We start from the raw sequence: 24,642 nt of genomic DNA, 5'->3' as shown, positions 1-24,642 counted from the left end.
TCCTGATCGAGGATGAGATGAAGTCGTTCATCGAGGAACCTTAATTTTGCTAGCGCAGCCGCTGGGATTCAAGATCGCACCATAACGGCCGCAGTCGAGCCCCGGGATTCCGAGGCTCGACTAGGAGTTTGAAAACAGAACTATGGCGGGGGCAACTCCTGGTTGCCCCCGCCATAGTTCAGATATTACTTACCAGTGATGGCGTAGTACAGCGGAACGCCGTCCCAGCCGTAGTCAACGTGGCTGACCTTCTCGCTCCAACCACCCTGAGCAACCTGGTACCACAACGGGATTGCGGGGAGGTCGTTCAAGAGGATTTCCTGAGCCTTGTTCATGGCCTTGTTGCCGTCTTCAACCGTGGCTGCCGTCAGACCATCGGAGATGGCCTTGTCGAACGTCGGGTTTGCGTAGTTGGCGTCGTTAGAGCCAGCGCCGGTCTTGTAGATCGGGCCGAGGAAGTTGTACAGCGACGGGTAGTCTGCCTGCCAACCAGCCCGGATACCGCCGGTCAGAGTCTTGGCAGTAGCGTCAGCGCGAGCTTCCTTGAAGGTTGCGTAGGGCTTGCCTTCAACCTTGATGCCGAGTGTGGCCTTGATCTGGTTGACAACTGCCTCAACCCAGGTCTTGTGACCACCCTTGTCAGCGTTGTAAGCAATGGTGAAGGTCTTGTTGGCATCCCACTTGGAGATGGCATCAGCCTTTGCCCACAGTTCCTTGGCCTTGTCAGCGTTGAACTTCAGGTTGTCCGAGCCCGGGATGGAATCGCTGTAGCCGGAGAGTACCGGTGCAGTGAAGTCCTTGGCCGGCTGACGGGCACCGTTGAAGATCACCTTAGTGATCTCATCGCGGTTGATTGCCATGGACAGGGCCTGACGGCGCAGCTTGCCAGCTTCACCGCTCCACTCCGGAAGGTATTCCGGGATAGCGATGGTCTGGTTACCAGCGTAGGACTTCTCGATGAAGCGACCCGGCAAGTCAGTCTTGAAGTTCTTCAATCCCGAGGTGGGGATGGTCTGGAGAACGTCGAGGTTGTTGCTGATGAGGTCCTGGTACGCAGCGTCGTCGTTCTGGTAGATCTTGAACGTTACGCCAGCGTTCTGAGCCTTACGGGGACCGTTGTAGTCCGGGTTCGGTACAAGCTGGATCTGCACGTTGTGCTGCCAGCCGCCGTCTGCGAGCTTGTACGGACCGTTACCAACCGGCTTTTCGCCGTAGGTCTTGGGATCCTTCAACGCTTCGGCCGGAACCGGCACAAAAGCGGTGTAGCCCAAACGCAGCGGCCAGTCAGACTCAGGCTGCTTCAACTCAACGGTGAAGGTCTGGTCGTCAACAACCTTAAGACCGGACATGGTGTCGATCTTGGAGCCTTCGGCGCTGGTCTCGTCGTAGCCCTTGATGCTCTCGAAGAAGGTTGCGCTCAACTGAGCGTTCTTCGCTGCGGCACCAAAGTTCCAGGAGTCAACGAAGGACTTGGCAGTGATTGCCTCGCCGTTGGTGAACTTCTGGTCTTTTTTGATCTTGATGGTGAAGTGCTGACCATCTTTACCTTCAATGGACTCAGCGAGCTCATTGACCGGCTTGCCGTTAGCGTCATAGCTGACCAAACCAGCGAAGATCATGTCGATAACCTTGCCACCACCAACCTCGTTGGTGTTGGCCGGCATCAACGGGTTCTGCGGCTCGGAACCGTCAGCAATGATGACCTTAGATTTGTCTCCAGCAGCGCTGGAATCTGCACCCGGGGTGGATGAAGTACCGCAAGCGGTGAGGGCGATGGACGCAACAGCGAACATCCCCAGTGCCTTGGAAGTGCGCGACAGACGCATTCCGCCTCCTATTTAGTGTTGGAGCTAGGTGAAGAAATCTGGAACGAGTCCTTCAGACAAAGCACAGTGACTCCCTGTGACCTTGACAACATATGAACGTAGCTTACCCACAAGTTGTGCAAATTATGGTGCCGTATGCCAAACCGTGACCCATCGGTAACTTGGCTGGAACATAGCTTCTTCACAGACTGCGGTACTAGGCTCCGCCGGACGGCTACGCCAGGCGAGGAGCTCTGTCCCCACGGATTCCTCCATCCCGTGCCGCTGGATGAAACGGATGCGCGGAACAACTACTCAACGAGACTTGAAACCTAGCTAAAGAACGAGGCTTGCACGCTCACAAATACGGCAACCAAGATCACGAGTGCCCCGAAGCTTCGCTTGAGCACTTTGTCTGGGATTTTGCTTCCGTACCTGCCAGCAAGCAAGGACGCCACCATAGCTCCTACCGCAAAGGAAACTGTCACCGCCCAGTTGATTTGCAAGTTACCAAGATGCGCGGCAAAGCCAGCGATCGAGTTGATAACAATAATGACCAGCGAGGTGCCCACCGCTACAGCCATGGGCAATCCAAGGACGAGCGTCAGTGCCGGAACAATAAGGAAGCCGCCGCCGACCCCGAGGAGTCCGGTGAGAAAACCTACTACAGCGCCGGTTGCGATTGCTTTGGGGAGGCAACTTCGCCAGCGAACGCCACCGCCTGGCAGCGCGCAAGAACCACCTAACGGTGCTGATGGCCTCATCATCCTGATGCCTGCAAGAACCATAATGGCGGCGAACGCCAAAAGCAGTATCTGCTGGTTCAGCAGCCTATTGACGTAGGCCCCAAGGTACGCGGCGGCAGTTCCTGCAGCGCCAATGATGACCGCTAGGCGCCAGTTCACGCCGCGGCGCAGTCGCGGCAATACAGCAACCGCGGATGAGGCACCCACCACCAGTAACGACGTCGGAATGGCAGCCTCGAGTGGTAGACCGACACCGTAGATCAGTGCGGGGACGGCGAGTATTGACCCGCCGCCTCCCACCAACCCCAGTAGTCCGCCAACGATCAGCCCGAAGGCCAGGGCGGTTAGTTGCACGTACAGCGCTGCACGGGGGGAACGTCGGCCATTACTTCATCCGCGTGCTCACCACAACCAGCCCAGGTGGTTTTTTCGCACTTATTGCACTTAACGGGACTGCACATCTTGACTCCTTAGAAATTGACTGACCTCCAGAGAATACCCGTGGGGGTATAATTTTTCCAAGTTTAGATATGCCTGGTCCCTACGGCAGAATCTCGAAGTATCTTGAATTAGGGCACCCCACCACGGGCTGTAACCACGCACCATAAAGGACCCAGATGAAGACAGAAGGACACATGCGGCTGCAGCGCCGCATCATCGCCGTCCTAATAGGTGGGCAGATCTTGGGCGGGATCGGCATGGGAGCAACCTTGTCCCTAGGCTCACTCTTGGCGGCGCAACTCTCGGGGTCCAATGCATGGTCCGGAATGGCAGCAACCATGAGCACGCTCGGCGCTGCCATTAGTGCAGTGCCTCTGGCACGATTGGCACAGGCTCACGGGCGCCGAATTTCACTCTCCACTGGCGCGATCATCGCTGGCGCCGGTGCCGTCACGGCAATCAGCGCTGCAGCGCTCAACCTCTTCCCGCTGCTTTTGCTGGGACTTATGCTGTTGGGCGTTGGCTCAGCTGTGAACCTCCAAGCCCGCTTCGCAGCCACAGACCTTGCGGTTGCGGGATCTCGTGGCCGCGACCTGTCCTTGGTGGTGTGGTCCACCACGGTTGGCGCCGTTTTGGGGCCAAATCTCTTTGGTCCGGGCGAGGTTGTGGGTGCGGCCATCGGATTGCCTCCGATGACCGGCGCATTTGCGTTTTCTGTAACCGCGCAGATCGCGGCCGCCGTGGTCTACGCGAGCTTCCTCCGTCCCGATCCATTACTGACCGCCATCGCGTCACGAGCGCAAGACCCCTCCATTCCTGGTCCTCAAGGCGGTTTAGCGGTCCTGAGGAAGAACCCACAGGCAAGGTATGCAGTTGCTACCGTGGCCCTAAGTCACGCCACCATGGTCGCCTTAATGTCCATGACACCAGTGCATCTGCGCGAGCACGGAGCAAGCCTCACCATTGTGGGGCTCACCATCAGCCTTCATATCGCTGGAATGTATGCGCTCTCCCCCGTTTTCGGATGGATGGCAGATAAAGTCGGCAAGCTGCCCACCATAGTGGTGGGACAGGTGATGCTTGTTGCCTCATTGGTCCTGGCAGGAGTGGCCGCAGATTCCCGCGAAGCAGTGACCATTAGCCTCATTCTTCTTGGGCTGGGCTGGTCAGCTTCAGTAGTGGCTGGATCTGCTCTCGTGGCCGAGTCCGCGGACCCACAAGACCGTCCCGCTCTCCAAGGAGTATCAGACCTCAGTATGAATGCGGCAGGTGCTATTGGCGGGGCGCTGGCAGGGGTAGTCCTTGCCGCCGCAGGATATTCAGGGCTGGGATTCGCCAGCCTACTCCTCGTCGCTATTGTGCTGATTTGGACCACACGGCAGCCACGCCACACACTCCAAGAAATCCAAGCTCCGCAACACATAGAACAGCCATGAAAACGCCGGACAGCACCATCAAAGCTCCGCATACCGACGGCGAAAGGCAGCTATGTGGCGGCGCCCCCCGGAGCGGTGGCTCACAATCAAAACCGGACCAGCAAAGGAAAGGCATAAAAGAGCGTATTTACTACCACCGGCCCTCCCAAGAAAAGCCCGAGCACCCATCCGATCCGGCGCCGTCGTGCGCTTTCTACTGCTGCACGTAGTTTAGCGAATTCGTAGCGCACGAACCCGGGGTCCACAAGATTGCTAGTTGTTCGACGCCACGTCTCCGGCCGTGCCGCTACTGCCGATAGCGCCGTTATTTGCCGCGGCCCAAGCACTACTGGCCTGCGAGCCAGCCACGGCAGTAATTGCCGGGCGGTCATCACAGTGGTCCCAGTGGGAGGCGTTTTAATCGTGAGGCCCTTCGCACCAAGAATCACCACAATGCCGGCAACTCCGACGACGGTACGCACCTGAGTGCTCAAAAGTCGCCCTGCCCGGGCTGCTTCGTGCGCCGAGTTGTACAGGTGCCGCTGCTTGCGGCCAGCCACCATCAAGATCTGGGCGGCAACCCTACTCGCTGGGACAACAACTTCTCCATCACCGCCTGACCAGCCACACGGTTAGCCAAAGTGGCCTCGGCCGCCGGCGCATGCCCACCCGAGGTCATTCCATGCGGTGCAAAGTCAGATGACATGGCGGTCCCCTCTTAGCGGCGCAGCCCCGCGCGGGTGCGACTATCTCGAACAGTAGACCTGGAAAACGCCGAATGGTGAGGGATTTCAAAAGAAAAATCACTGGAATCGCTTCGTCGTGGTCACTTCGAGTCAATTCATCACAGCATTAGCCCGGGTGAGCACATATCGTGGACTGAAGTCAGAAGCGGACAGGGAAGACGAACCAAAAATGATGCAGCAGCAAAATATCGGCGCCACGGTGAATGGCCGCACACCATGAGCGCTTGGAAATCGAGCACCGTCACGTGGCTGCGCATGGCACGCTTTGTGGCTAACAGCAACAGGATTTCATCAGCGCACTTGAGCAACTACGAACTCACAGTGGCGCAATTCGAAGCTCTGGCACATGTGCGCGCCCACGAACCTGTCACTCAAGGTGACCTGGCTGCTGCTTTGACCGTAAGTCCAGGTGGCGCATCACGAATGGTAGATCGCCTCCAGCAAGCCGGCCTGATCACTCGTGAACAACGATGGAAAACCAAGTTCATTTCACTCACCCCAGAAGGCCGTTCACGCCTAGAGGGCGTATATGCGGCCCAGATTGCACTCCAAGCCTCATTGTTTGAGGAGGCTCTGAATGCGGACGAACAGCGCACCTTGAACCGGCTGATGAAGAAGTTACTGAGCGAGAGCGATCGGCGCCTAAATCTGGGCGAATGATCGCGGGAATAGATATAGTGCTATTCTCGTTTGACATAGCAACTGATCATTTCCATCTTCGGGAGAGACTTTGTCTACCACCAGCGATGCTGCCGTTGACAGCATGACCCAATACGGCGTTGACCCAAAAAACGGTCTCCAAATCGGCATGTATACCCTCGGCGACCACCTGCCAGATCCGGCCACAGGCGAGCGTGTTTCAGCAAAACAACGCATCCGCGAATTCGTGGACTACGCCAAAGCCGCCGAGCAAGCTGGCCTAGCAGTTTTCAGCATCGGCGAGAGCCACCAGCAATTCTTCGCTTCACAGGCCCATGCCGTGATCCTCGGGGCCATCGCAGAGGCCACCAGCCGCATCCGGATCAGCAGCAGCTCCACCATTCTCAGCACCTCCGACCCTGTGCGCGTGTTCGAGAACTTCGCCACGCTGGACCTGCTATCCGATGGCCGAGCCGAAATCGTGGCAGGCCGCGCATCCCGCGTAGGACTGTTTGAACTCTTGGGCTATGACCTGAGAGACTACGAAGAACTGTTCGAGGAAAAATTTGGCCTCCTCCGGCGGATTGCCAGTGAAAGCTCGGTGACGTGGAACGGGCAATACCGGAAGCCACTCCGGAACGCTGAAGTACTCCCCCGCCCCACCGACGGCGGTCTACCGATCTGGCGAGCAGTAGGCGGGACACCCTCCAGCGCACTCCGCGCTGGCCTGGATGGCGTCCCGATGGTGATGGCCCACCTAGGTGGAACTACATCATCCTTCCGCCCAACCATCGAGGCCTACCGAGAAGCCGCGCGCCGAGGCGGTCATGACCCAGCCAGCCTGCCGATAGCCACAGCTGGCTTCTTCCAAGTCGCCGAAACTTCTCAGCAAGCGCTCCGAGACTACTACCCTCACATCAACGAGGGTATGAAGCGCACCAACGGCAACGGCATGCCAAAACAACTCTTCGCCCAGAGCGTGGACCCGCACAGCATCGTGAACGTGGGCAGTCCCCAACAGGTGATCGAGAAGATCCTCCACCAGTACGAGGAATTCGGTCACCAGCGATACATCGCCCAAATGGACTTCGGCGGCGTTCCCTACGAGCGCGTCATGGCCCAGCTAGACATCCTGGGCAGCGAAATCATCCCCGCCGTCACTAAATACACCGCACAGCCTGTAGGCGGTGCCAAGTGAAGCTGGTAGTTCTTTCAGGGGCAAATGTTGGCACCCGAACCCGCACGGTGATGAACCGAGTGTTGGAGGCCGTCCGAGAGTTTGATCCGACTATCGATGCCTCGCTGATCGACCTCTCCGAGCTGATCATGCCGTTCGCCGATGGCCGGATCTACACTGAGCAAACAGGTGACGCTGGTTGGCTGACTGCCCAGATCATGGAAGCAGACGCCTTGATCATCGGCTCGCCGGTATTTCAGGCTTCGATTCCCGCTGCGCTAAAAAACGTCTTCGATTTGCTCCCCGTCAATGCCTTCCGCGGGAAGGTTGCCGGAATGGTGGTTACCGCTGGTTCCGCTAAGCACTACTTGGTTGGTCAGCAGCAACTGCAGCCGATCCTGACGTATATGAAGGCGCAAGTTGTTCAGCCATACGTGTTTGTGGAGCAGGTGGACGTGCACCGAGGGGAAATTGTGAACCACGATGTTGATCAGCGTCTGGAGCGGCTAGCCCAAGACACGGTGGCCCTCTCACGCGCCTTCACGCACGTACTTCAAGAAGCAGAAGCCGCCTACGGTTTCTGATCCTTCCACTGGCGCTGCTTGTCGCAGGAGCGGCGACTAGGCTGAGTGAATGGCTACAGTAATCCTTGTGCGGCACGGCCGCACCACAGCCAATGCCACTGGGGTCCTCGCAGGTAGGACCCCAGGCGTTGAACTAGACCAGATCGGACGCGAGCAAGCGGCCCTGACTGCCGATCGGCTCGCAGGGATTCCCTTAGTTGGGGTGGTGACCAGCCCGCTTGAGCGTTGCCAGCAAACGGCTCAATTCATCCTCGACCGGCAGAGTGGAACCCCACACGCGCCGGTTGAACTAGACCTCAACGAATGCGATTACGGCCAATGGCAGGGCCGCACTCTCAGCGAACTGGCAAACGAAGCCCTGTGGTCTGTGGTGCAATCGCAACCATCCGCCGTCGTATTTCCCGGTGGTGAAGCCATGGCTGCGATGCAGGCGCGGTCGGTGGCCGCGATTCGGCGTCACGACGCCGCCTTCGAAGCCGAGCACGGTCCGGGAGCGGTGTGGGTGGCCGTCAGTCACGGTGACATTATCAAGTCGATCTTGGCCGATGCCTTGGGCATGCACTTGGATCTTTTCCAACGGATCAACGTGGGGCCAGCATCCGTATCGATTGTGCGCTACGGTCCCGGACGGACCAGTGTCCACGCGACAAACACGGACGCTGGCGACCTTTCGTGGCTAGCTAGCGGACTTCACTCCGGTGACGCCGCGGTAGGTGGCGGCATGGGGCCGGCGACGCCATGAACCCTGTGTGCCTAAAATACTGATATGCCTACACTTGTTCACGAGTTCGCCTGGCCTGATCGAGTCGTCGTTGGCACCGTTGGGGTTCCGGGGCAGCGCACGTTCTACCTACAGATCCGTGCAGCTAAGAAACTCGTCAGCATCGCTCTAGAGAAGCAGCAGTCCGCCCTTCTCGCAGAGAAGATCGACGAAATTCTCGATCAGCTGATGACGGTCGAGGGTAACCGTTACAGCGTTCCGGCGAGCACGCCGATCGAACTCGTAGACAACGATCCGCTTGAGCCCGTTGAGGAAGAGTTCCGTGCTGGCGCCATGAGCTTGGGCTGGGATCCAACTACGGCTCAGGTGGTTCTGGAAGCACACCGCATCGTAGACAGCGATACGGAAAATGACATCGACCTCGAATTCTCTGATGATGAGGCCGCCTCGAGCGAAATGCTCTTGGTGCGGATGCCAGTAGGCACCGCTCGGGCGTTCGCTAAACGAACCCGTGAGATTGTGGCCGCTGGCCGCCCCATGTGCCCGCTTTGTGGCTACCCCATAGACCCCGAGGGTCACGCCTGTACCATTCCAGAGTTCTAATGCCAACACCGGATCTAATGGCCGACGAGCTGAAACTCACCGGCCGGATCACCACCGCATCGAACGCCACCTTTCTGGGCAGCATTGGCGACGTGAGCGTTGTTTATAAGCCGATCGCGGGTGAGAGTCCGCTGTGGGATTTCCCCGACGGCGCTTTGGCTCACCGCGAGGTGGCAGCGTATTTGGTCTCGCAGGTACTGGGCTGGAACGTTGTCCCGCGTACCTGGCTGCGGGACGGCCCGCTTGGGAAAGGCATGGTTCAGCTCTGGCAGGATCAGGACCCTGACCAAGGTGCAGTGGACCTTGTGGCTGCTGATCGGATTCCTCAGACAGGCTGGAAACCAGTCCTTAAAGGGCAAGACGAGGACGGTCAGCCAGTAGCTCTCGTTCACGAAGACACAGCCGCGCTGCGTCGCATGGCCGTGTTCGACGTCGTCGTCAACAACGCCGACCGCAAAGGTGACCACATTCTTTCCATGCCGGACGGTCACCGGCACGGGGTTGATCACGGACTGACCTTTCACCACGAACCCAAACTACGCACAGTCCTGTGGGGGTGGTTGGGAGAACCGCTTTCGGCTGAAGAGCTCGACGGCGTGGCGCGCCTGGCCGATGCGCTCGACGCTGAGTTGGGTAGCGACTTAGCTGAGTTGCTGACTGCCGAAGAGTTGAACGCTTTCGCCGCGCGCTGTGAACGATTGCGCACCACAGCCGTGTTTCCGGCGCCGAGTGGTGACATGCCAGCTGTTCCCTGGCCGCTGTTTTAAGCCGTACGCCTAGAGGGCACGCGACCACGTCCCTTAGGCGGACTTTCCTGACTTTCCCCTTGCGGGCGCGGGTTTATACGCCGAGACAGAGGCCGCGCCGTCTATCCAGTATCTCCACGGAAATGCATCGCCGTCGCCGCCGGGTCCGGGCGAGACTGGCTCCTTCGATCACGTCGCCAGCACGAATGAGGCAACCGTAGGGCTGGTCCGGCCGCCCAGCGACGAGGTTGATAGCGTGATGCATCCCGTAGGTGAAGTAGCAGTAGATGTGTCCCGCAGGTCCAAACATGGTCTTGTTCCGGCTGGTTTTTCCCCGGTACGAATGTGCCCCTGGATCGCGTTCGCCTGCATAGGCTTCAACCTCGGTAATGCGAATGGTCACGGTTCCGGCCGGCGTGGTGCGCTTCAAGACGCAGCCAAGAAGTTCCGGGGCAACGTGGAGCACATCACGGGCGAAGAACGCCCGGTCGGGCCACCTTCCCGAATCCCATCGCTTCCGCAGGTGCGCTCTTGGGAGTAGCTTGGATAACCTCGCTCAGTAGTCGAACCGCAATCCCCTGCCGGCGCACCTTAGGGAGAACCGTCAACCCAGCGATCAGCCATTGGGGATCAGAACCTGGGTAGATCGGAAACCTCTGAATACCGCACCACCCGAGGGCTTCTCCAAACCGGTCGGCGATGGGCAGGACATGCAGCCTCGCGATCGCGATGCCCTCGACGAAGTCATCCATCAGGATTTCTCCTAGAGGGGTGGAGCCGATCTGGTCATTTTCAGTGGTAGCAGGCAAGTTAGACATCTTCCGCTCCCTCCTTCACGCCCGACAACAAGAACGTGTAACGGCGCCCGTCACTAAGGTCAGAGGCTCAAGCGAAGCTCCACCAAGTTCAGCCCCGCTAGCCGAGTGTGGACCGCCGGGGCAAGATGGACCTATGGACACCCACGACATACTTGCCGACTTTATTCAACGACCCATCGACGCCGCGCGCAATCTTCCGGCGCTCAGCACCCAGCAATTGAACGCACATCCATCCGATCACCCCAATTCGATCGCTTGGTTGCTATGGCACAGCGGGCGCGAGGTTGACGTGCAGCTGGCGCACCTCACCGGCAAGGCTCAAGTCTGGGAGTCATACCGGAATCTTTTTGACCTTGGCGAGCTGGGTGAAACGGTCGGTTACGGCCACACAGTCGAGCAATCTCACCAAATCCAGGTGTCAAATCAGAAGCTTCTAGTTGACTACCTCGAAGCGTCGTTGAGGGCACTGGGCGACTACGTTGACGCCCTCTCGGAAACGGACTTGGACGCGGTCATCGACAATAGTTGGGAAACGCCTGTCACTCTCGGCGTACGGCTTGTGTCCATCATTGACGACGCAGTACAACACGTAGGACAGGCCGCTTATGCTGCCGGTGCTCTAACCGTCACTCACTAAGTACGCCCTCACGCCAAACACAGAAATGCCCGGAGTGCATAAAGCAGTCCGGGCAATACTTTCAGTCTTGACCGAGGCGGTTCTAGACGACAAACCGAAACTCCACCACGTCGCCACAGATACCAAGCTATGAAGACCCTGCGCTCACCGCGGAAGGATAATCAGAGAATAAATAACCCCAGCCTCGTAGCGGGAGGCGAGATGAAATCATGCAGATTTCCATCATCAGCCGAGCCCAGATACCGGCCCTCAAAGCACGCGGACAGTACATTGTGTGGATCACATAATGTACTCGGCAAGGAGCTGCTATGACTCATTACATCATTTACTTCAACCAGCAGTGGGTTGGAAACCACACCGCAGAATGGTTTGCTTCGCGTGGACCCTTGGCCAACGATGTGGTGAACGAGATCAAAGAAGCAGGTGCGTATGTGTTCGCCGCTGGCGTGGATGAAAACATCAACGCCGCGTTCAGTGCCGACGCGACGAGCGGAACATTGTTGATCACCGACGGCCCAGTTGCCCCCACAGAGGCGCACATCGGCGGTTTGACAATCATCGATGTCCCCGACGACGACGCTGCAAAGATGTGGGCCGGGAAGATCGCCGAGGCTTGCGGCTGGCCACAGGAAGTTCGGCGGGTCTACTAACCGAACTACCCCTCATCCATCAGCCTCCCCTCACGAAGAACTGATGTCGGAGCCAGCGGATTGCCTCGACCGGGATGCGCAGAGTGTCCAATAAGCCGGCACAGCCTTGGAACCATCCACAAGAAATGCCGCCCCGAAGCGTTTTCACGGAGTGGTCACATATCCGGGATCCGGGTGCGAATCTCCGAGAGTCTTCACCTGCAACAGCCGCACCCCACGGCGAACAGCATCGTCTGCGACGGCCCTGAGCATTGCCGTGCCGACACCGGCCCCATACAGTGCTGCTCACGCGACCTTCAGAGGCGTGATCGCAGCGACCTTGTCGCGCAGCGCCCGGCGCTCGAGCCGAAGCTCGTAGTTCGACTGCAGGTTCATCCAGAACTCCTCGGACGTCCCGAAGTATCGGGCCAAGCGGATCGCAGTGTCCGCGGTGATGCCCCGCTTGCCGTGCACGATCTCGTTGATCCGTCGCGGGGGCACACCGATGGACACCGCCAGCTTGTTCTGCGTGATCCCGAAGCCCTCGATGAAATCCTCCATCAGGATTTCTCCCGGGTGGATCGGCTCGATCAGGTCCACATCAGTGATAGTCGACGAGTTCGACATCTTCCGCACCTCCATCTCTCCAGACGAAGCAGATACGCCACTGGGCATTCACCCGGATGCTGTGCTGACCACGACGATCGCCGGCCAACTTCTCCAACCGGTTCCCCGGTGGGATCCGCAGGTCATCGACATTCTTCGCTGCGTGGATCAGCTCGAGCATCCGCAGAGCCGCTCGCTGCACGGCCCGGTCGACGCGCTTGGCGTACTGCTCATGCCAGATGCGTTCGGTGTCCTTGTTACCGAACGATCTGATCATGCGACCAGCCTATAACGCACTCCGTCAATAACGCTAGACGTTAAAGCGGAACTCCACCACGTCGCCGTCGACCATTACATACTCTTTGCCTTCAATCCGGACCTTGCCGCGGGCCTTAGCCTCAGCCATGGATCCGGACTCCATCAGGTCTTCGAAGGAGACTACTTCGGCCTTGATAAAGCCGCGCTGGAAGTCGGAGTGGATCACGCCGGCTGCCTGAGGTGCTGTGTCGCCTTGGCGGATGGTCCACGCGCGAGCTTCCTTGGGGCCAGCGGTCAGATAAGTCTGCAGACCCAACGTGTGGAAACCAACGCGTGCCAGCTGGTCCAGACCGGACTCGTCTTGGCCGTTCATTTCCAGCATCTCGCGGGCTTCTTCCTCGTCCAGCTCCACCAGATCGGCTTCGAGCTTGGCATCAAGGAAGACCGCATCCGCCGGGGCCACCATGGCGCGCAGTTCTTCTTGCTTCTCTTTGTTGCCCAGAATGCCTTCATCCGAGTTGAAAACATAGATGAACGGCTTGGCGGTCAACAGACCGAGTTCGCGCAAGTGCTCCATCTCGAGCTTGTCGCTCTTGACCGAGGAGAAGATCGTGTCCCCGCGTTCCAGCACCGCCTTGGCGGCTTCAAGCGAGGCAAGCTCTGCGGCTTCGCGCTTTTTGATCTTGACTTCTTTTTCGATGCGCGGGATGGCTTTCTCAACCGTCTGAAGGTCAGCGAGAATCAGCTCAGTGTTGATGGTCTCCATGTCCGAGCGCGGATCGACCTTACCGTCAACGTGAATCACATCGGGATCGTCGAACACACGGATAACCTGAGCAATCGCTTCAGCCTCGCGGATGTTGGCCAGGAACTTGTTGCCCAAGCCCTCGCCCTCCGAAGCACCCTTAACGATGCCAGCAATGTCCACGAAGGACACCGGTGCCGGCAAAATCCGCTGCGATCCAAAGACGTCCGCAAGCTTTTGGAGCCGAGGATCCGGGAGGTTGACCACACCAACATTGGGTTCAATCGTGGCGAACGGGTAGTTCGCCGCAAGAACCGAGTTGCGGGTCAGTGCGTTGAAGAGAGTTGATTTGCCGACGTTGGGCAGTCCGACGATGCCAATAGTAAGAGCCACGGCCTAGATTCTACCGTGTACAAGCGAAGTTCCTTATTCTGTCGTACCCCCGTGCAAAGGTAGAGGGATGGATGGCTTTGTACTTTTACTCTCGCTATTGATGCTCGTGGTCGGCGCCCTAGTGGGCGGCGCACTCGTCTTTGTTTATGCACGACGGCGCTGGGTCGCCGCCGAGGCCGACGCGGACGATTCCTCCCAACGTCTAGGGGACGTCAGTGCGCAGCTGGCCGCCGCAAGCGCGGAACGCTCCATGCTCTTGAACCGCACGCGTGAACTCACCGCTGACCGGCAATCCGACGCGAACGTTCTGAAAGCACTCGCCCCCGTGGCGGAAAAACTCGGCGCCGTTCAGCAGCAAGTGGCTTTGCTTGAACGTGACCGGGTGGAGCAATACGGACAGTTGGCCCAGCAGCTGGAAGAAGCGCGCAACTCTGACCAACTACTCCTCAGCTCCACCCATGCCCTTGCCTCAGCTCTGCGCTCCACAAGTGCCCGCGGCCAATGGGGCGAAGTCCAGCTGAAGCGGGTAGTTGAGGCGGCCGGTATGCTCCGCAACGTTGACTTTGTAGAGCAAGTCCAAGGCTCCGTGGTGAACTCAGCAACCTCAAGCGCAGACGGCACGCCCGGCTCCACTAGTGCTGTCCGGCCAGACCTAGTGGTGCGCCTACCTGGCGAGAAACAAATTGTGGTTGATGCCAAGGTGCCCCTGTCCGCATACTTGGACGCTCAAGAGGTCACCGCTGACGGCCCGGCCGCTGAGGCCCGCCGCCAACAATTACTCAGCACCCATGCAAAAGCACTCAAAGCCCACGTGGATTCACTCTCCGCCAAGAAATACTGGCAGATCCCGGGCAACACTCCTGAACTAGTGGTGTGCTTTTTGCCGGCCGAGTCCATCTTGGCCGCCGCGCTCTCGGCAGACCCTGAGCTCTTGGATCATGCCCTTGCCAAAAATGTTGTTCTGGCCTCGCCGGGAACACTCCTAGCCGTGCTCAAAGCCGTCGCATTTACCTGGCGTCAAGACGTACTGACGGACAACGCCAAAGAACTCTTTGAACTGGCCCAACAACTCTACGAACGGATGGGCACCCTTGGAGAAAACGTAGCCAAGCTTGGCACATCCCTCAAGAGCTCCGTGGACCGTTACAACTCCATGGTGGGCACGCTCGAAGCGCGAGTGCTCCCCACAGCGAGGAAGCTTAACGCCTTGGACGGGGAAAGCCTGGCTACGCCCAATACCCTTGAAAACACCCCACGCTCGCTGCGATCCCCTGAACTGTTAACGACAGAATCAGACTGGGATCGCGAAGCAAGCTAAGGGCTGTGAAGGCTAGGACTGAGGACGAGAGCCGCGGCCGCCAAGGGCGCGGCTTGAGTCGCCAGCTGCCTTGAGCGTGGCACGAAGTTCCTTCGGCAAGGAGAACAACAGATCCTCCTCAGCCGTAACAACTTCCTCCACTGTTCCGTAGCCGTAGTCGGCCAACAAACGCAACACGTCCCCCACCAAAACTTCAGGGACCGATGCACCAGAGGTCACACCAACGGTCTGCACACCTTCAAACCAAGACTCATCCACCTCGTTGGCGAAGTCCACACGGTAAGAAGCCTTAGCACCATATTCAAGGGCAACCTCAACCAGCCGCACCGAGTTGGAGGAGTTCGCCGAGCCAACAACAATCACCAAGTCAGCTTGTGGAGCAATCTTCTTGATAGCTACCTGGCGGTTGGTCGTGGCGTAGCAAATATCGTCGCTGGGCGGATCCTGCAGAGTGGGGAAACGCTCCTTGAGTAGACGCACCGTCTCCATGGTCTCGTCCACGCTGAGTGTGGTCTGCGAGAGCCAAATGACCTTCTCCGGGTCACGGACCTGGACCTTGTCCACCTCGTGAGGGCCATTCACGATTTGAATGTGTTCGGGAGCTTCGCCAGCGGTCCCTTCAACTTCCTCATGGCCTTCGTGGCCAATAAGCAAAATGTCAAAATCGTCATTAGCAAAACGGACGGCTTCACGGTGAACCTTGGTCACCAGCGGGCACGTGGCGTCAATGGTGCGCAGCCCACGGTCCTCGGCCGACTGCAGCACAGCCGGGGAAACACCATGGGCGCTGAAAATCACCAGTTCGCCCTCAGGAACTTCCTCGTTCTCTTCAACGAAGATGGCACCCTTAGCCTCCAGGGAGCTCACCACGTGAACGTTGTGAACAATTTGTTTGCGCACATAAACCGGGGGCCCGTAGTGCTCGAGGGCTTTTTCTACCGCAATAACTGCCCGGTCAACACCGGCGCAATAACCACGGGGTGCCGCCAGCAATACCTTCTTGGCACCTGCCACAGGCGCCGCGGCAAGGACTTCTTCCGGCGAACGACGCCGACGAGGCACCGATGGCATGGGAACTGAAACCGCTGCAGTAGTCATAGATCCATGCTACCGGCGAGCGCGTGCCTCGCGTGATCTGGAGATCGCTTGAACAATGATTCCCACCACAAATAGGACACCGGCCGCAGCCAAGAAAATCAGAAACCACGAGTCCAACACCGTGGTCGCTTCGTTGGCCAACCGTTGTCCCAGCACGCCGCTGAGGGCTTCTGCATCCGAGCGGGTCAATAATTGTTCGGCAGCCAGACCGCCGCCTACTTTCCATACTGCAGCGATTAACGCCACACCTACACCCATCACCATTAAGGTGATTCCCCGCCGTCGTGCACTCACCAAGGCCAGCAAAAACGCCAATACAGCACCGCCAGCAGCGTAATATCCCAGAGGCGCGTAGTTGACCATAAAGTCCAACACCTGCCGTTGCGCTTGACTGCCCACCGGCAATAGAACTTGCTTCGGGGCAGTGAACTTCACCGGCAACTTACTGCTGACACTATCGGCGAGTAGCTGGACCATGGGAGCGGCATCAAAAGTGAAACCGCTGGGCTGAGCCGTTCCGGCTTCCCCCGTAATGGTCAAGTGATGGCTCCGGCGCAAGGATTCTGTCCACGCAGCCTCATATCCGGGCAGTTTGGTGATCCCTTTGGCTGCCGCGTTCACCACCGGCGTGATCGCCTCGCTGAGAACGTCAGGAAGGTTTAGTTCGGAGACGATTGACCGACTCGTAGCCGAGGCCAGTGCCACCTGGAATTCATGGTCCTCCCCCAAGGGCTGGGCCATCTTCACAAAGCCCGACTCTTGAACCAGGTTCTGATCAACCCAAATAGCTGGCCCTGCTACGGCCGTGAGGACAAGGCCCAAAACAGTGGCTAGGAAAGCAATAAAGGAACGCACAAAAGTCCTTTGTGTTGGCAAGAGACTGGAGGCCCTCAAGGGGAACACCAGCTCGGTGGGCAGTTCCCATCCTAAAGTCAGTGACCGCGTCCGTGCCCCGTTTAGACCCCAATGCAAAAAGTGTCGGTGGCAAGTGGTTCCATGGAGAACTAGGCAAACTCGTTAGAGTGGAAGCGTCCAATTCGGCTGAAAGGCAACGCGTGAGTGAGCACACCCCCGAAGATTCGCTAAGGGCTGCGGAACATCGAGCAAGCACGCTTCCAGCGACAGCCGCCGAGACCAGCCCGGAGAACCCGTGGCCTTTGCAAGTGCTCTCCCACAAGCTGAAAGCTCACATCGACCGAACGCCCGCCGCGTGGGTTGAAGGCCAACTGATTGAGCTCAACAACCGGGGCAAGTCAGCGTTCCTCACCTTGCGCGATGTGGACGCCGAAATTTCTTTGCCTGCCTCAATGTGGTCAAACACTATGGAGCGTCTTGAGGCTCCGCTTGAACGCGGCTCCCGGGTTGTCGCCCTCCTCAAACCCGAATTTTGGCTTAAGACCGGGCGGATGAACATGTCCGTGCGGGATATTCGCCCAGTTGGGTTGGGTGATCTTTTGGCTCGCATTGAGCGGCTTCGTCAAGCACTCGCCGCGGAGGGTCTCTTCGCCGAGAGCCGGAAAAAACAGCTCCCGCTCCTCCCCCATCGCATTGGCCTCATTACGGGCCGCGATTCGGACGCCATGAAGGACGTGCTCCGCAACGCGGCCTTGCGTTGGCCAGCGGTTCAGTTTGAGATCCGTGAAGTGGCGGTCCAAGGCGTTAACGCGGTAGCCCAAGTCATCGGCGCATTAACGGAACTCGATGCCAACCCGGAAGTGGACGTTATAGTCATCGCCCGCGGCGGTGGGTCCATGGAGGATTTGCTCCCCTTCAGCAATGAGGAACTGATTCGTGCCGTAGCCGCAGCCGTAACCCCGGTTGTCAGTGCCATTGGTCATGAGGCGGACCGTCCTTTGCTAGACGAGGTCGCTGATCTTCGCGCCTCAACACCTACCGACGCCGCCAAGCGGATTGTCCCGGACGTCAACGAAGAACTTCAGCGGGTTCACTACGCACTGGGCCAGATTCGGCGTTCCGTAACCCTAAGGGTTGAGCGCGAATCCGAACGTTTACAAACCCTCCGCACGCGGCCGGTTCTTGCCTCACCCGAGGGGATGATTACGGTTCGCGCGGACGACGTCGACCGTCTCACCGCGCGTTCACGCTCCGCCATCACCACGGCAGTGGTACGTGCAGGTGACCAGCTAGATCACCTCCGGGCACAGGTTTTGGCATTGTCGCCACAAAAGACCCTCGATCGAGGCTATGCGGTAGTTCAACACGATGGCGGCGCCCAAGACGGCCAGGTGGTCCGCGACGCTTCGCAGGTCCACAACGGGGACGAGCTCAGGATCCGCGTGGCACAGGGCAAGTTCCTCGCAACGGTTGGCCAGCTTCAACCCGAACAAACTGGCTAACCGGCTACGGCCGTACCGCCCATGACCAAAGACGCACCTCAGAGAGTAGGAATCACACCATGACTGCCACTGACAACACCGCAGATAAGACTGGCACCAGCAAGAACATTGCCGCACAAATAGAGCAGCTCAGCTATGAACAAGCCCGCGAGGAGCTTGTGGCAGTGGTGAGCAAGCTTGAGGCTGGCGGGGCTTCTCTGGAAGAGTCATTGGCCCTGTGGGAGCGCGGCGAAGCCTTGGCACAGCGTTGCGAAGAATGGCTCGACGGCGCACGCAAGCGACTCGCCGCAGCACAGGGTAAAGCCGAAGCCGAGTAGGCCTCAGCGTTAGGACGCTTCTACAGCCTTTGTCTCGGCCTCAACGTCAAAGTCTGCTTCAGGCCACTGCGGGTCGATTGCCTCAAGAGTTTCAATCAGCAGTTGCTGCACGGCGATACGCGCATACCACTTCCGGTTGGCCGGGACCACATACCACGGCGCGTTTTCGGTGGAAGTCTGCTCAAACATCGCTTGGAACGCTTCCTGGTACCCGTCCCAGTGCTCGCGTTCTTTGAGGTCCCCCGTGGAGTACTTCCAGTGTTTGGTGGGGTCCGCCAGACGGTCTAGCAACCGTTGCTTCTGCTCGTCCTTAGAGATGTGGAGCATCACTTTAAGGACCCGAGTGCCGTGCTCAGCCAAACGCTCTTCAAACTCGTTGATGGCCTCGTAGCGGCGCTTCAATTCCTTGGCATCGGCCCAACCATGAACCTTGTGGATCAGCACGTCTTCATAGTGCGAGCGGTCAAACACACCCACCATGCCAGCAGCAGGGGTTTCCTTCTCTATGCGCCACAAGAAATCGTGGGCTTTCTCTTCATCCGTGGGCGCTTTGAACGCTTTGAGGTGAACGCCCTGCGGATCCATCGTGCCCACTACGTGGCTGACGATCCCGCCCTTGCCAGCAGTATCCATCGCTTGAAGCACTAACAAAACACGATCGCGGGCCCCACCCTTTGCGGCAGCAAACAGCTTCTCCTGCAGTTCGGTCAGACGGTCATCCTGCTCGTTTAGCCGTGCAAGTCCCTCACTTTTTCCGCCAGGAAAAGCCGGAGCCGAGTCTGGATCAACGCTGTCAAGTTGGAAACCGTCGCCAACTCGGAGCACCTTGATGGGGCTCTCCTCGAATTGAACAATCTCGGAGCTACCTGATGACTTCTTTGCCATGATTCGCCTGCCTGTTATGGGCTGACTCGATATGCCGTGCCAGCGCCGTCCTAACCGAATTTACTTAGTTACCGTGATACCGACTCAGGAAGTCGCCCATCCGGCCAATTGCCTCTTCAATGTCTTTGACGTTGGGCAAAGTGACCATCCGGAAATGATCGGGTTTACCCCAATTGAACGCGCGGCCGTGAGAAACCAGAATCTTCTGCTCGCGCAACAGATCTAGGACAAACTTTTCGTCGTCGCGGATCTGGTAAACCTCGGGATCAAGCTTGGGAAATAGATACAGCGCCCCCTTGGCCTGCTGGGTGCTTACACCAGGAATCGCGTTGAGCATCTCGTAGGCCTTGTTGCGTTGCTCCAGCAAACGCCCACCGGGGAGGATGAGATCATTGATGCTCTGGTAACCGCCCAAAGCGGTTTGGATGGCGTGTTGGGCCGGAACGTTGGCGCACAAACGCATGTTGGCCAAGAGGTTGATGCCTTCTAAATAATCCGAGGCCGCCTTCTTAGGCCCGGAAATAGCCATCCAGCCGGCGCGGTAACCGCACACACGGTAGGCCTTTGACAAGCCGTTGTAAGTCAGACACAAGACATCGTCACCGGTGTATTTTGCCGTATTGACGTGGACTGCATCCTCGTACAGGATCTTTTCGTAAATCTCATCGGAGAAGACAATCAGACCGTGCTTGCGGGCAATTTCCACCATTCCATTAACCGTAGCCTCGGGGTAAACAGCACCCGTGGGGTTGTTCGGGTTGATGATCACAATGCCCTTGGTGTTAGGGCTAATCTTCGACTCGATGTCCTCAAGGTCCGGCAGCCAGCCCTCTTCCTCGTTGCACAGATAGTGCACGGGGCGGCCGCCAGCGAGGCTGACGGAAGCTGTCCACAGTGGGTAGTCCGGTGCCGGAATGAGGATCTCGTCCCCGTTGTCCAAAAGCGCCATCAAGGACATGGTGATCAGTTCGCTGACACCGTTTCCCAGATAAATGTCATCAACGTGGATGTTTTGGATGCCGCGCGTTTGGTAATACTGGGAGACGGCTGTGCGGGCAGAAAAAATTCCACGCGAATCGCTGTATCCCTGTGCGTGCGGCAAGTGGCGAATCATGTCCACCAAAATGGCGTCAGGAGCCTCGAATCCGAACGGCGCGGGGTTGCCGATGTTCAGTTTGAGGATCCTGTGACCCTCGGCTTCCATCTGCTGCGCCGCTTCGAGGATCGGTCCACGGATGTCATAGAGAACGTTGTGAAGTTTCGTGGACTGCTTGAATTCTGCCATTTATCAAATATGCCATAACGGCAGCCCACTCCGGCTGTGATACGCGCCATAGTGGACTGCCGCTCGGCAATGCTCAGAAGTTATTTGACGATGCCCTTGTCCTTGAGCCACGCCGCAGCAGCATCCTTAGGGCTCTGCTTTTGGTTACCGCTCACGGCCCGATTCAATGAGATCAGGTCATCAGTGGTCAGCTGCTTAGATACGTTGTTGAGTGCCGTTTTGGCCGCATCCGTCATCTTGGCGGTGTTCACCAAAGGAAGCACCTGCTGGGCAATGAAGTTGTTTTTAGGGTCCTCGAGAACCACAAGGTCGTTGTCCGCAATGGCAGGTGTAGTGGTGTAAATATCAGCCACCTGAACCTGATCGTCCAGAAGTGCCTTGACGGTGATCGGGCCACCACCATCGGAGAACGGTTCTAGCTTCTTGGGCTCGCAGTTGTAGTTCTTCTTCAGTCCTGGCAGACCGTAAGCACGCTCCGCGAAGGTGGCCGGAGCACCGAGGGTTAGTTCAGAACAAACCTTGGCAAGGTCCTCAATGGTCTTGAGTTGGTATTTCTCGGCAGTGGCTTTAGTGACCACCATGGCGTCCTTATCCTCAGCCTTGGACACGTCCAGAACGGACAATCCCGAAGGCAACTTGCCCGGCAGTGCCTTGGCGATGTCATCAGCGGAGATCTCCGTGGCCTCCTTGTCCAAGTACTGAAGGAGATTTCCTGAATAGTCCGGAACCAGGTCCAAAGATCCGTCCTGGACTGCCTTAACGTAGACCTCGCGTGTGGTCAGCTTCTTGGTAGAGGCGCTGATCCCAGCATTGTTGAGGGCACCTGCGTAGATTTCAGCGATGATCTGGCTCTCCGCGAAGTCAGCCGAACCTACAACCAATGCTCCGCCTGCAGCCGCCGAACCAGCACCGTTACTGGCTGGTGACGTTCCTAGAGGATCCGAGGAACCACCACATGCGCTCAACATCAGTGTGGCTGCCACTCCGGCCGCGAAAAGTCCCGCTCCCCTGCGAGTGATGGGACGGCTGAGGGTGCGGCCGAAAATTCTTTTACGTCCTGTAGTTGAGTTCTGCATTATGGCGTTTCTCCTTGAGGTGCGGCCACTGCCGGCGCAGCGCCTTGAGTGACTCCGGTGGTAGTGGTAGCTCTGGTGACAGCGGTATTTCCAGCTGTACCGGAACGGGTGGTCGTTGCGCGCAGGCCGCGCGGGGTAAGCAGCCGTTGCAACAGAACCAGCACAAGGTCTGCCGCAATGGCCAAAAGCGTAATCAGTAGGGATCCACCCAACATGCGGGGGAAGTCGTTAAGGTCAGCACCGTCAAAGATGTAGCGGCCCAACCCACCGAGGTTGATGTAGGCCACCACTGATACAGTCGCGATGACCTGCAGCACAGCGGTCCTGAAACCACCCAGCATCACTTTGACAGCATTGGGTACTTCCACTTGGAACAGGATCTGCCACTCAGTCATTCCCATGGCCCGGGCAGCATCAACGTATTGGCGGTCCACACTGGAAATGCCCGCATAGGTTCCGGACAATAACGGCGGAACCGTAAGTATCACCAGTGCCCAGATGGGTGGCATCAGACCAATCCCGGCCAGCAGCACAAAAAGGATCAGCAAACCAAGGGTAGGAAGAGCACGCAACGAGCCTGCCACGGCCACCACAACAACTCGTCCTTTACCGGTGTGACCTACGTACATACCCACCGGAATAGCAATAACTGCGGCAATCAAAAGCACCAAAGCACTGTATTGAAGGTGCTCCCCGATCCGCACCGGAATACCAGTGATACCGGTCCAATGTTCGGGGTCGGTCAGCCACGTAATGGTGTTAGCAATGATGGAGTTCATACTGAGCCTCCCGCCGCCTGTGAGCGCTGAGCAATCAACCCTGAACTGCCCGACGACGGCACCTCAGGTTCGCGGGTCCTGGCACCTTTACGGTTACTCACCCGAGTCCAGGGCGTGAGCATTCTTTCGATCAGAACCAGCAGCAAATCCACCAAGAGCGCCAAGACCAAGGTGGCGATAATCCCCACCCAGACTTCGGTCACAAAGTCCCGTTGGAGTCCGTCGGTAAATAGCCGGCCAAGGTTATCGATCCCTAGAAGTGCTGCAACACTGACCAGGGAAATATTGCTCACTGAAACGACCCTGAGCCCGGCAAACATCACCGGAAGGGACAGTGGCAAGTCAATGGCAAAAAACCGTCTAACTGGTTTGTACCCCATGGCCATTGCCGACTGCCGAAGATCCTCGGGAACCGAATCCAAAGCATCGATTGCCGCACGCACCAACAAAGCTACGGCGTACAGGCTGAGGGCAACAATCACATTGACTGGGTCCAAGATTCTTCGCTGCAAAATGGTGGGCAAAATAATAAAAAGTGCCAATGAGGGAATGGTGTAGAGCAGCGAAGACGCCGTGAGGACTACCGAACGTAGCACCGTGTATTTACGGGCAAATTCGGCCAGCGGAACTGACACCACCAGCCCCAGAAGCATGGGAACGATCGCGAGGATAAGGTGCTGACGCGCGAGGTCCAGCACCATGGGCAGGTTGGCGAAAAGCCACTGCATCAGCCCTGCGCCACCCTGCGTAAGCGAACCGCCTCAATCTCTTCTAAAACTTCAGCCGCTTTGAGCACACCAATAGCGCGGCCCTCATGGTCTACGGCAACACCCAATCCCGATGGCGAGGACAGCGCAGAGTCCAAGGCGCGTCGCAGACTGTCGCCCGGGCGAAACAAAGATCCGCCAGCGAGCCGTGCAGGCTTTTCTTTCGTTCCTGGTGCGGCACCCGGTGGCAACCACCCCGTGGGGCGAGAATCGGCGTCGACCTCTAACACCCAGCCGCTGCCGCTCAACGGCAGTGCGTGCAACACAACGTTCTCGGCGGGGTTAAACGCCAAGCCGCGGAAGCCCCTGTCTTTGCCCACAAAGTTAGCCACAAAATCATTCGCCGGTGCGCGCAGAATTTCTTCTGGGGCGGCGTACTGGGCCAGTTTGCCACCAACAGCAAACACAGCCACTTTGTCGCCCAGAATGGCTGCCTCGTCAATGTCGTGGGTAACAAACACAATGGTTTTTGCCAGCTCGGACTGAAGCCGCAAAAGCTCAAACTGCAATTCGTCGCGCACCACAGGATCCACGGCGCTAAAGGGCTCATCCATCAAAAGCACGGGCGGATCGGCGGCGAGCGCCCGGGCAACACCTACACGCTGCTGCTGACCACCCGAGAGCTGGGATGGGTAGCGTTTGCCCAGATTTGAGGCAAGCCCCACAACGTCCAAAAGTTCGGCGGCGCGTTTGCGGGCGGCCGCGCGTGGCACACCGTTGAGACGTGGAACCGTTGCGATGTTGTCCAGGATGCTCCGGTGCGGCATCAACCCGGAGGACTGCATCACGTATCCCATTGAACGGCGCAGTTCGGCCGCCGGGCGCGAGGCAACATCGGCGCCGTCCACTGTGATGGTGCCGGAGGTGGGTTCCACCATGCGGTTGATCATCCTCAGTGAGGTGGTTTTCCCGCAACCCGATGGCCCCACAAAAACGGTGATTGAGCCGCGGTCAATGTCCATGCTCAAAGAATCCACGGCTGGCGCGGACTCTTGGTACTGCTTAGTCACGTTCCGGAATTGGATCATGGCTTCAGCCATAGTGGTGCTTC

Annotated in this window: 29 protein-coding genes; 12 read left to right on the top strand and 17 right to left on the bottom strand. The window is 58.2% G+C overall.

Features of this window, described 5'->3' with window-relative positions:
• Window positions 1–185 precede the first annotated feature (185 nt).
• Window positions 186–1,826 carry a peptide ABC transporter substrate-binding protein gene (locus tag ACQQCD_RS00835; protein ID WP_430266494.1) on the bottom strand — a complete coding sequence of 547 codons (1,641 nt, stop codon included), beginning with the start codon at window positions 1,824–1,826 and terminating at the stop codon, window positions 186–188.
• Between the two features lie 311 nt (window positions 1,827–2,137).
• Complete coding sequence (locus tag ACQQCD_RS00830) at window positions 2,138–2,905, bottom strand: sulfite exporter TauE/SafE family protein (protein WP_430266493.1); 768 nt, start codon at window positions 2,903–2,905, stop codon at window positions 2,138–2,140.
• A 263-nt stretch (window positions 2,906–3,168) separates the two neighbouring features.
• On the opposite strand from ACQQCD_RS00830, the gene ACQQCD_RS00825 reads away from it, so the two are divergent.
• On the top strand, window positions 3,169–4,428 hold the full coding sequence (locus ACQQCD_RS00825; RefSeq protein ID WP_430266492.1) for an MFS transporter: 1,260 nt from the start codon (window positions 3,169–3,171) through the stop codon (window positions 4,426–4,428).
• Between the two features lie 86 nt (window positions 4,429–4,514).
• On the opposite strand, the gene ACQQCD_RS00820 is transcribed toward ACQQCD_RS00825, so the two are convergent.
• Together ACQQCD_RS00820 and ACQQCD_RS00815 are read right to left on the bottom strand one after the other, a co-directional pair.
• Window positions 4,515–4,967: a hypothetical protein gene (locus ACQQCD_RS00820; RefSeq protein ID WP_430266491.1), complete on the bottom strand. Its 453-nt coding sequence runs from the start codon at window positions 4,965–4,967 to the stop codon at window positions 4,515–4,517.
• A 2-nt stretch (window positions 4,968–4,969) separates the two neighbouring features.
• Entirely contained in the window at window positions 4,970–5,113 is a 144-nt protein-coding gene (locus tag ACQQCD_RS00815; RefSeq protein WP_430266490.1) for a hypothetical protein, read from the bottom strand.
• Between the two features lie 256 nt (window positions 5,114–5,369).
• Here ACQQCD_RS00815 and ACQQCD_RS00810 point away from each other — a divergent pair, with 256 nt between their 5' ends.
• The 6 genes from ACQQCD_RS00810 to ACQQCD_RS00785 all read left to right on the top strand — a co-directional run bounded on the left by ACQQCD_RS00810 (window position 5,370) and on the right by ACQQCD_RS00785 (window position 9,644).
• Entirely contained in the window at window positions 5,370–5,813 is a 444-nt protein-coding gene (locus ACQQCD_RS00810) for a MarR family winged helix-turn-helix transcriptional regulator (RefSeq protein ID WP_430266489.1), read from the top strand.
• 70 nt (window positions 5,814–5,883) lie between these two features.
• The gene (locus ACQQCD_RS00805; RefSeq protein ID WP_430266488.1) at window positions 5,884–6,990 is read left to right on the top strand and encodes an LLM class flavin-dependent oxidoreductase; all 1,107 of its coding nucleotides are present in this window, start codon (window positions 5,884–5,886) and stop codon (window positions 6,988–6,990) included.
• Window positions 6,987–7,553, top strand: a complete 567-nt coding sequence (locus ACQQCD_RS00800; protein WP_430266487.1) for an NADPH-dependent FMN reductase — start codon at window positions 6,987–6,989, stop codon at window positions 7,551–7,553. Before ACQQCD_RS00805 ends, ACQQCD_RS00800 begins: the two co-directional genes overlap by 4 nt.
• A gap of 49 nt (window positions 7,554–7,602) precedes the next feature.
• On the top strand, window positions 7,603–8,295 hold the full coding sequence (locus tag ACQQCD_RS00795) for a histidine phosphatase family protein (RefSeq protein ID WP_430266486.1): 693 nt from the start codon (window positions 7,603–7,605) through the stop codon (window positions 8,293–8,295).
• A 24-nt stretch (window positions 8,296–8,319) separates the two neighbouring features.
• Window positions 8,320–8,877: a DUF3090 family protein gene (locus tag ACQQCD_RS00790; protein ID WP_430266485.1), complete on the top strand. Its 558-nt coding sequence runs from the start codon at window positions 8,320–8,322 to the stop codon at window positions 8,875–8,877.
• The gene (locus ACQQCD_RS00785) at window positions 8,877–9,644 is read left to right on the top strand and encodes an SCO1664 family protein (protein ID WP_430266484.1); all 768 of its coding nucleotides are present in this window, start codon (window positions 8,877–8,879) and stop codon (window positions 9,642–9,644) included. Before ACQQCD_RS00790 ends, ACQQCD_RS00785 begins: the two co-directional genes overlap by 1 nt.
• A 73-nt stretch (window positions 9,645–9,717) precedes the next feature.
• On the opposite strand, the gene ACQQCD_RS00780 is transcribed toward ACQQCD_RS00785, so the two are convergent.
• Both ACQQCD_RS00780 and ACQQCD_RS00775 read right to left on the bottom strand, forming a co-directional pair.
• Entirely contained in the window at window positions 9,718–10,089 is a 372-nt protein-coding gene (locus ACQQCD_RS00780) for a DNA-3-methyladenine glycosylase (RefSeq protein ID WP_430266483.1), read from the bottom strand.
• A gap of 1 nt (window position 10,090) precedes the next feature.
• Window positions 10,091–10,441 carry a GNAT family N-acetyltransferase gene (locus tag ACQQCD_RS00775; protein ID WP_430266482.1) on the bottom strand — a complete coding sequence of 117 codons (351 nt, stop codon included), beginning with the start codon at window positions 10,439–10,441 and terminating at the stop codon, window positions 10,091–10,093.
• Between the two features lie 133 nt (window positions 10,442–10,574).
• Between ACQQCD_RS00775 and ACQQCD_RS00770 the strand changes: the two genes are divergently transcribed.
• Together ACQQCD_RS00770 and ACQQCD_RS00765 are read left to right on the top strand one after the other, a co-directional pair.
• Window positions 10,575–11,078 carry a mycothiol transferase gene (locus ACQQCD_RS00770; protein WP_430266481.1) on the top strand — a complete coding sequence of 168 codons (504 nt, stop codon included), beginning with the start codon at window positions 10,575–10,577 and terminating at the stop codon, window positions 11,076–11,078.
• Window positions 11,079–11,386: 308 nt separating this feature from the next.
• Window positions 11,387–11,728 (top strand): YciI family protein, encoded by a 342-nt coding sequence (locus ACQQCD_RS00765; protein WP_430266480.1) that lies wholly within the window; start codon window positions 11,387–11,389, stop codon window positions 11,726–11,728.
• Window positions 11,729–12,013: 285 nt separating this feature from the next.
• On the opposite strand, the gene ACQQCD_RS00760 is transcribed toward ACQQCD_RS00765, so the two are convergent.
• Genes ACQQCD_RS00760 through ychF form a run of 3 tightly spaced genes read right to left on the bottom strand, consistent with a single transcriptional unit; the run spans window position 12,014 to window position 13,709 of the window.
• Window positions 12,014–12,334 (bottom strand): HigA family addiction module antitoxin, encoded by a 321-nt coding sequence (locus ACQQCD_RS00760; RefSeq protein ID WP_430266479.1) that lies wholly within the window; start codon window positions 12,332–12,334, stop codon window positions 12,014–12,016.
• Window positions 12,309–12,590 (bottom strand): type II toxin-antitoxin system RelE/ParE family toxin, encoded by a 282-nt coding sequence (locus ACQQCD_RS00755; protein WP_430266478.1) that lies wholly within the window; start codon window positions 12,588–12,590, stop codon window positions 12,309–12,311. The genes ACQQCD_RS00760 and ACQQCD_RS00755 overlap by 26 nt, the downstream gene beginning before the upstream one ends.
• Window positions 12,591–12,623: 33 nt before the next feature.
• The gene (gene ychF / locus ACQQCD_RS00750) at window positions 12,624–13,709 is read right to left on the bottom strand and encodes a redox-regulated ATPase YchF (RefSeq protein ID WP_430266477.1); all 1,086 of its coding nucleotides are present in this window, start codon (window positions 13,707–13,709) and stop codon (window positions 12,624–12,626) included.
• A gap of 67 nt (window positions 13,710–13,776) precedes the next feature.
• On the opposite strand from ychF, the gene ACQQCD_RS00745 reads away from it, so the two are divergent.
• Window positions 13,777–15,027 carry a DNA recombination protein RmuC gene (locus ACQQCD_RS00745; RefSeq protein WP_430266476.1) on the top strand — a complete coding sequence of 417 codons (1,251 nt, stop codon included), beginning with the start codon at window positions 13,777–13,779 and terminating at the stop codon, window positions 15,025–15,027.
• A gap of 12 nt (window positions 15,028–15,039) precedes the next feature.
• On the opposite strand, the gene ACQQCD_RS00740 is transcribed toward ACQQCD_RS00745, so the two are convergent.
• Window positions 15,040–16,125, bottom strand: coding sequence for a 4-hydroxy-3-methylbut-2-enyl diphosphate reductase (locus tag ACQQCD_RS00740; RefSeq protein WP_430266475.1), 1,086 nt, complete (start codon window positions 16,123–16,125; stop codon window positions 15,040–15,042).
• Between the two features lie 9 nt (window positions 16,126–16,134).
• A complete protein-coding gene (locus tag ACQQCD_RS00735) occupies window positions 16,135–16,980 on the bottom strand; it encodes a hypothetical protein (RefSeq protein WP_430266474.1) in 846 nt (281 codons plus the stop codon).
• A gap of 200 nt (window positions 16,981–17,180) precedes the next feature.
• On the opposite strand from ACQQCD_RS00735, the gene xseA reads away from it, so the two are divergent.
• Together xseA and ACQQCD_RS00725 are read left to right on the top strand one after the other, a co-directional pair.
• The gene (gene xseA, locus ACQQCD_RS00730) at window positions 17,181–18,482 is read left to right on the top strand and encodes an exodeoxyribonuclease VII large subunit (protein ID WP_430266473.1); all 1,302 of its coding nucleotides are present in this window, start codon (window positions 17,181–17,183) and stop codon (window positions 18,480–18,482) included.
• A 59-nt stretch (window positions 18,483–18,541) separates the two neighbouring features.
• Window positions 18,542–18,799: an exodeoxyribonuclease VII small subunit gene (locus ACQQCD_RS00725; protein WP_430266472.1), complete on the top strand. Its 258-nt coding sequence runs from the start codon at window positions 18,542–18,544 to the stop codon at window positions 18,797–18,799.
• Between the two features lie 9 nt (window positions 18,800–18,808).
• On the opposite strand, the gene ACQQCD_RS00720 is transcribed toward ACQQCD_RS00725, so the two are convergent.
• From ACQQCD_RS00720 to ACQQCD_RS00695, 6 genes are all read right to left on the bottom strand, one after another.
• Window positions 18,809–19,684 (bottom strand): polyphosphate kinase 2 family protein, encoded by an 876-nt coding sequence (locus ACQQCD_RS00720; protein ID WP_430266471.1) that lies wholly within the window; start codon window positions 19,682–19,684, stop codon window positions 18,809–18,811.
• A 64-nt stretch (window positions 19,685–19,748) separates the two neighbouring features.
• A complete protein-coding gene (locus tag ACQQCD_RS00715; protein ID WP_430266470.1) occupies window positions 19,749–20,969 on the bottom strand; it encodes a pyridoxal phosphate-dependent aminotransferase in 1,221 nt (406 codons plus the stop codon).
• 80 nt (window positions 20,970–21,049) lie between these two features.
• Window positions 21,050–22,045: an ABC transporter substrate-binding protein gene (locus ACQQCD_RS00710; protein WP_430266469.1), complete on the bottom strand. Its 996-nt coding sequence runs from the start codon at window positions 22,043–22,045 to the stop codon at window positions 21,050–21,052.
• Window positions 22,045–22,824 carry an ABC transporter permease gene (locus tag ACQQCD_RS00705; protein WP_430266468.1) on the bottom strand — a complete coding sequence of 260 codons (780 nt, stop codon included), beginning with the start codon at window positions 22,822–22,824 and terminating at the stop codon, window positions 22,045–22,047. The genes ACQQCD_RS00710 and ACQQCD_RS00705 overlap by 1 nt, the downstream gene beginning before the upstream one ends.
• Window positions 22,821–23,552, bottom strand: coding sequence for an ABC transporter permease (locus ACQQCD_RS00700; protein ID WP_430266467.1), 732 nt, complete (start codon window positions 23,550–23,552; stop codon window positions 22,821–22,823). The genes ACQQCD_RS00705 and ACQQCD_RS00700 overlap by 4 nt, the downstream gene beginning before the upstream one ends.
• A complete protein-coding gene (locus ACQQCD_RS00695) occupies window positions 23,552–24,631 on the bottom strand; it encodes an ABC transporter ATP-binding protein (RefSeq protein ID WP_430266466.1) in 1,080 nt (359 codons plus the stop codon). Before ACQQCD_RS00695 ends, ACQQCD_RS00700 begins: the two co-directional genes overlap by 1 nt.
• Between the last annotated feature and the right edge of the window lie 11 nt (window positions 24,632–24,642).

Origin of the sequence: Pseudarthrobacter sp. J1763 (genome assembly GCF_050490295.1) — a bacterium.
GTDB lineage: Bacteria > Actinomycetota > Actinomycetes > Actinomycetales > Micrococcaceae > JBNPEO01.
Note: the sequence above shows the minus strand (reverse complement) of the source record. Positions and strands in the feature narration are given on the sequence as shown.

Excerpts from the sequence above, each read along its gene's own strand:
- ACQQCD_RS00725 (WP_430266472.1), top strand. The coding sequence starts at position 18,542 with ATGACTGCCACTGACAACACCGCAGATAAGACTGGCACCAGCAAGAAC.
- ACQQCD_RS00710 (WP_430266469.1), bottom strand. The coding sequence starts at position 22,045 with ATGCAGAACTCAACTACAGGACGTAAAAGAATTTTCGGCCGCACCCTC.
- ACQQCD_RS00795 (WP_430266486.1), top strand. The coding sequence starts at position 7,603 with ATGGCTACAGTAATCCTTGTGCGGCACGGCCGCACCACAGCCAATGCC.
- ACQQCD_RS00825 (WP_430266492.1), top strand. The coding sequence starts at position 3,169 with ATGAAGACAGAAGGACACATGCGGCTGCAGCGCCGCATCATCGCCGTC.
- ACQQCD_RS00815 (WP_430266490.1), bottom strand. The coding sequence starts at position 5,113 with ATGTCATCTGACTTTGCACCGCATGGAATGACCTCGGGTGGGCATGCG.
- ACQQCD_RS00790 (WP_430266485.1), top strand. The coding sequence starts at position 8,320 with ATGCCTACACTTGTTCACGAGTTCGCCTGGCCTGATCGAGTCGTCGTT.
- ACQQCD_RS00835 (WP_430266494.1), bottom strand. The coding sequence starts at position 1,826 with ATGCGTCTGTCGCGCACTTCCAAGGCACTGGGGATGTTCGCTGTTGCG.
- ACQQCD_RS00720 (WP_430266471.1), bottom strand. The coding sequence starts at position 19,684 with ATGGCAAAGAAGTCATCAGGTAGCTCCGAGATTGTTCAATTCGAGGAG.
- ACQQCD_RS00755 (WP_430266478.1), bottom strand. The coding sequence starts at position 12,590 with ATGATCAGATCGTTCGGTAACAAGGACACCGAACGCATCTGGCATGAG.
- ACQQCD_RS00705 (WP_430266468.1), bottom strand. The coding sequence starts at position 22,824 with ATGAACTCCATCATTGCTAACACCATTACGTGGCTGACCGACCCCGAA.
- ACQQCD_RS00765 (WP_430266480.1), top strand. The coding sequence starts at position 11,387 with ATGACTCATTACATCATTTACTTCAACCAGCAGTGGGTTGGAAACCAC.
- ACQQCD_RS00770 (WP_430266481.1), top strand. The coding sequence starts at position 10,575 with ATGGACACCCACGACATACTTGCCGACTTTATTCAACGACCCATCGAC.
- ACQQCD_RS00745 (WP_430266476.1), top strand. The coding sequence starts at position 13,777 with ATGGATGGCTTTGTACTTTTACTCTCGCTATTGATGCTCGTGGTCGGC.
- ACQQCD_RS00775 (WP_430266482.1), bottom strand. The coding sequence starts at position 10,441 with ATGTCTAACTTGCCTGCTACCACTGAAAATGACCAGATCGGCTCCACC.
- ACQQCD_RS00700 (WP_430266467.1), bottom strand. The coding sequence starts at position 23,552 with ATGCAGTGGCTTTTCGCCAACCTGCCCATGGTGCTGGACCTCGCGCGT.
- ACQQCD_RS00760 (WP_430266479.1), bottom strand. The coding sequence starts at position 12,334 with ATGTCGAACTCGTCGACTATCACTGATGTGGACCTGATCGAGCCGATC.
- ACQQCD_RS00695 (WP_430266466.1), bottom strand. The coding sequence starts at position 24,631 with ATGGCTGAAGCCATGATCCAATTCCGGAACGTGACTAAGCAGTACCAA.
- ACQQCD_RS00785 (WP_430266484.1), top strand. The coding sequence starts at position 8,877 with ATGCCAACACCGGATCTAATGGCCGACGAGCTGAAACTCACCGGCCGG.
- ACQQCD_RS00715 (WP_430266470.1), bottom strand. The coding sequence starts at position 20,969 with ATGGCAGAATTCAAGCAGTCCACGAAACTTCACAACGTTCTCTATGAC.
- ACQQCD_RS00810 (WP_430266489.1), top strand. The coding sequence starts at position 5,370 with ATGAGCGCTTGGAAATCGAGCACCGTCACGTGGCTGCGCATGGCACGC.
- ACQQCD_RS00740 (WP_430266475.1), bottom strand. The coding sequence starts at position 16,125 with ATGACTACTGCAGCGGTTTCAGTTCCCATGCCATCGGTGCCTCGTCGG.